The following is a 3,718-nucleotide window of genomic DNA, read 5'->3' on the forward strand; positions in this document are numbered from 1 at the left end:
GGCTGTTTGGCATTTGGCACCATCGATACCTACATTCTCTGGAAGTTGACGGAAGGTCGGGCGCATCGCACCGATGCCACCAATGCCTCTCGGACGATGATGTTCAATATTCACGACCAGGTTTGGGATGGCGACCTTTTGACGATGTTTGATGTGCCTGCGTCGATATTGCCAGAGGTTTGCGATAGCGCCGCGGACTTTGGCGTGTGTGACGCGTCGATGTTTGGTGTTGAATTGCCTATTTTATCGATGATTGGCGACCAACAAGCTGCCTTAGTTGGTCAAACTTGTTTTGAGCAAGGCATGGCGAAAAGCACCTATGGCACTGGGTGCTTCATGATTGTGAATACCGGCGACCAAGCGCTGACGTCGGAAAATCGACTGCTCACCACTGTCGCATATCGCCTAAATGGTAAAACCACCTACGCCTTAGAAGGCAGTATTTTTGTGGCCGGTGCTGCGGTGCAATGGTTGCGTGATGGTCTAAAGCTATTGGAGAACGCAGCTGCAAGTCAGGCCTTAGCAGAATCGACCCCCTTAGATCACGGCGTGTATTTGGTGCCTGCCTTCACCGGACTAGGGGCGCCGTATTGGGATCCCGATGCACGTGGTGGTCTGCTGGGTTTGACCCGCGACACGGGCATCAAGGAGCTCGTATCAGCGGCTTTACAGTCGGTGTGTTATCAAACCAAAGATCTGTTGTGTGCCATGGAAGCTGACGGTCAAGAGCTTAAAAGTTTGCGGGTTGATGGCGGCATGGTGGCTAACGATTGGGTTATGCAATTCTTAGCCGATATTTTGGATGCCACGGTAGAACGTCCTCAAGTGATTGAAACCACCGCTTTGGGCGCGGCCTATTTGGCTGGACTACAGGCAGGCGTTTACGGTTCGTTAGCTGAATTGGGCCAGTCTTGGAATTGTGAGCGCAGATTTACGCCTGCACTGGATGATGCAAAACGGCAAGCGCTTTACCAAGGCTGGTTAGAAGCTGTCAAGCGAGTGATGACAAACTAGTCTCGGGGTATTCAAGCCCAGCCGCAGTGACTGGGCGTGCGGAGTCCGTTTACAGCGTTTCGAAGGTAATACCCGCGTTAGCTTGAAGCCTGTCCACTAAGGCCTGACCCATGGCGCTGGCAGGCGTCCAAATACCACCGCCGCAGCTCAAATCATCGCGGGCTAAACACACGGCGGCTTCGCCCAACATGCGAGAGGTGCCGCCGTAACCCGGATCTCGATCACCCGAGACTCGTGTTTTAACGGTCTGAGACGCATCTTCTGATTGCGCATGGAAAAACATTTCAAAATGGCCGTTCAGCTGTTCTTCGGGGGTAGGGCCTTCGCCGGGTTTGGGCAGGAATCGTCCCGCCAGTTTTCTGACCCAACCTAAGCCCATAATCGACGGGGTGAGCTTGCTGCCCAAAGCAATGTTCTTAGCTTTACGCTGCGCTTTTTTGTCCGAGCCTGTTAGTTGGCGTTCGTCATAGCGAAAGGTTTTACCGTAGGGGTAGGTTGCCAACGCGTTACTTCTACGCACAACACGCGCATTCACTGCGGCCATGAAAAATGGGCCGGTCCACTGTTGGAAGTTGTCGTCAAATACAGCCTCGTTGATGTCTAAACCATCGGGGCCGCTTTGCTCGCCTTCAGGGTTTAGTGAGTAGGGGTTCTCTAATTCTTCTTGGATGGATTTGTCTTTGCTCATTTGCTCCATCATTACCATCATGCTGGCAATCGTCCCACCGCTGGCACCACCACTGAACCGACCCACACGCGCATTCACTTCTTGCGCATAGATTCCAAAGCGCTCGCGCATGACGCTCTGGGCATAAAACACGCCTAAATCGCTTGGGATCGAGTCAAAACCACAGGTATGTACAATACGCGCACCGCTGGCTTCTGCCGTCGCCTGAAACTGCTTTATGGTTTGCCCCATCCACTGCACCTCGCCGGTTAAATCGCAGTAATGAGTGCCGTGCTTAGCGCAAGCTTCCAGTAAGGGTGTGCCATATAGGGCGTAAGGTCCAACTGTGGTGCACACGACTTTGGTTCGCGCAGCCAGTGCTTCCATGGCGGCCTGATCGTGGCTGTCAGCTTGTAGTAAAGGGATATCTGGGTTGCCCAGTTCGGCTTTAACAGCTTCAAGTTTGGCCAAATTGCGGCCTGCCATGGCCCAGTTTAAAGAGTCTCCGTAGGTCGTTTGTAGATGCTTTGCAACAAGTGAGCCAGTAAAGCCGGTGGCGCCCCAAAGTATGATTTCGAATTCTCGTGATGAGTCCATTGATGTTCTCGATGGTAGGTGTGACTTTTAGTTTACGCGCTTTGACTGGGTTTGGCTCACGCTTATTCACCTGCAACACCGTATGCTCTTTTAGAGTTGCTACTTCGTGTGATACCGTCGATCGTGTTTTTAAGGGCCGAGGGGCGCGGTGATGATTGAAACTCTAATAGTAGCAGTCATAGTAGGAGTATGGGCATTTTTGGCTTTGCAATCGGTGATGGCTGATTACAACTATTACAAAGCCGTCCAAACCCAAGAACCCGCTATTTGGGCGCAATTAGGGTCGCCGAAGTTTTTGCGGATTCCTATGGCTTTTGCGTCGAGTAAGGGGGTGATATTGCTCAAGTCAATCACGAATGAGCATATCTTAGCGCTTGCTAGAAAACACCGGCAGGCTGGCATCCAGTTTATTTCCTACCTCGTGACAGTTCTTGTTGGCTCCACTGCATATTTTAGTTTTGCTTGAGGTAGGTGGCTTGACTGAATCAGCGCATTCTATTTGTGTTATATGAAGCTCCTTATCAAATTTTGGTTATTCAGTGACGATTTTGTATTGATTGCTCCCTGTTATGGATCTGCTATAAATGGCTGATTTTTATCGTAATCTCCGCTGCGTCGTAAGGTTCAGAGTGTGCTGTCAACCGAAACTGTAACTCTATTTTTTGCTGTATCAATGGGCTTAGCCCTGAGCCCAGGACCTGATAATGTCTTTGTTTTAGCACAATCAGCCTTGAATGGACGACGAGCGGGTTTGATGGTGACTTTAGGGTTGTGCACGGGGTTACTGGTTCACTCGGCCGCCGTTGCGTTTGGCGTTGCGGCCGTAATAAAAAATACGGAGTACGGCTTTTTCATAATAAAGCTCTTTGGTGCCGCCTACCTCAGTTACCTTGCTTTACACCTTTTTGGAGCTCAGGCGATGACTTTGGGGCAATCACAAACCGCTGTTCGTTCCGCAAGGCTTTATCGTCGCGGTATCGTCATGAATCTCACTAACCCCAAAGTCGCGATCTTTTTCTTGGCGTTTTTACCGCAATTTACGGATCCTGAGAAAGGATCTGTCACCATCCAACTATTAGCCCTAGGTGCTGTATTCATAGTAGCTACCGCACTAGTCTTTGGCGTTATTGCTTGGTTTTCGGGGTTTTTGAGAGAGCGTTTGTTCGACTCTCCAAGAGCGCAACATGTTCTTAATCGGACCGCTGCGGTTTTGTTTGCGGCGCTGGCGGTTAATTTATTTATGACTGATTTTTAAGTTCGCTCATGACTTGCGTCTAGAGGTTGTGTTGTCCAACTATTGGGGTTCAGCTGTCACAGCCGCTGAAAACAAAAAAGGGCCACCTAACGGCGACCCTTTTCTGTTTTTGGTGGAGGCGGCGGGAGTTGAACCCGCGTCCGCCAGCACTCTGCCATCGGCTCTACATGCTTAGATTCCGTCTA

The 3,718-nt window shown here is 50.6% G+C and carries 4 protein-coding genes; 3 read left to right on the forward strand and 1 reads right to left on the reverse strand.

What is annotated here, in order from left to right; genetic code table 11:
• Nucleotides 1–1,014: FGGY family carbohydrate kinase (locus ACTF5Z_RS05685; RefSeq protein WP_438984833.1), on the forward strand; the 1,014-nt coding region annotated here is incomplete at its 5' end.
• A gap of 49 nt (nt 1,015–1,063) precedes the next feature.
• Here ACTF5Z_RS05685 and ACTF5Z_RS05690 read toward each other — a convergent pair.
• Nucleotides 1,064–2,278 carry a saccharopine dehydrogenase family protein gene (locus ACTF5Z_RS05690; RefSeq protein ID WP_438984834.1) on the reverse strand — a complete coding sequence of 405 codons (1,215 nt, stop codon included), beginning with the start codon at nt 2,276–2,278 and terminating at the stop codon, nt 1,064–1,066.
• Nucleotides 2,279–2,429: 151 nt separating this feature from the next.
• On the opposite strand from ACTF5Z_RS05690, the gene ACTF5Z_RS05695 reads away from it, so the two are divergent.
• Nucleotides 2,430–2,744, forward strand: a complete 315-nt coding sequence (locus tag ACTF5Z_RS05695) for a hypothetical protein (RefSeq protein WP_438984835.1) — start codon at nt 2,430–2,432, stop codon at nt 2,742–2,744.
• Nucleotides 2,745–2,909: 165 nt separating this feature from the next.
• Nucleotides 2,910–3,533: a LysE family translocator gene (locus ACTF5Z_RS05700; protein WP_423853705.1), complete on the forward strand. Its 624-nt coding sequence runs from the start codon at nt 2,910–2,912 to the stop codon at nt 3,531–3,533.
• Nucleotides 3,534–3,718: the final 185 nt, after the last annotated feature.

It is taken from the genome of Aequoribacter sp., from assembly GCF_965659035.1.
Lineage (GTDB): Bacteria > Pseudomonadota > Gammaproteobacteria > Pseudomonadales > Halieaceae > Aequoribacter.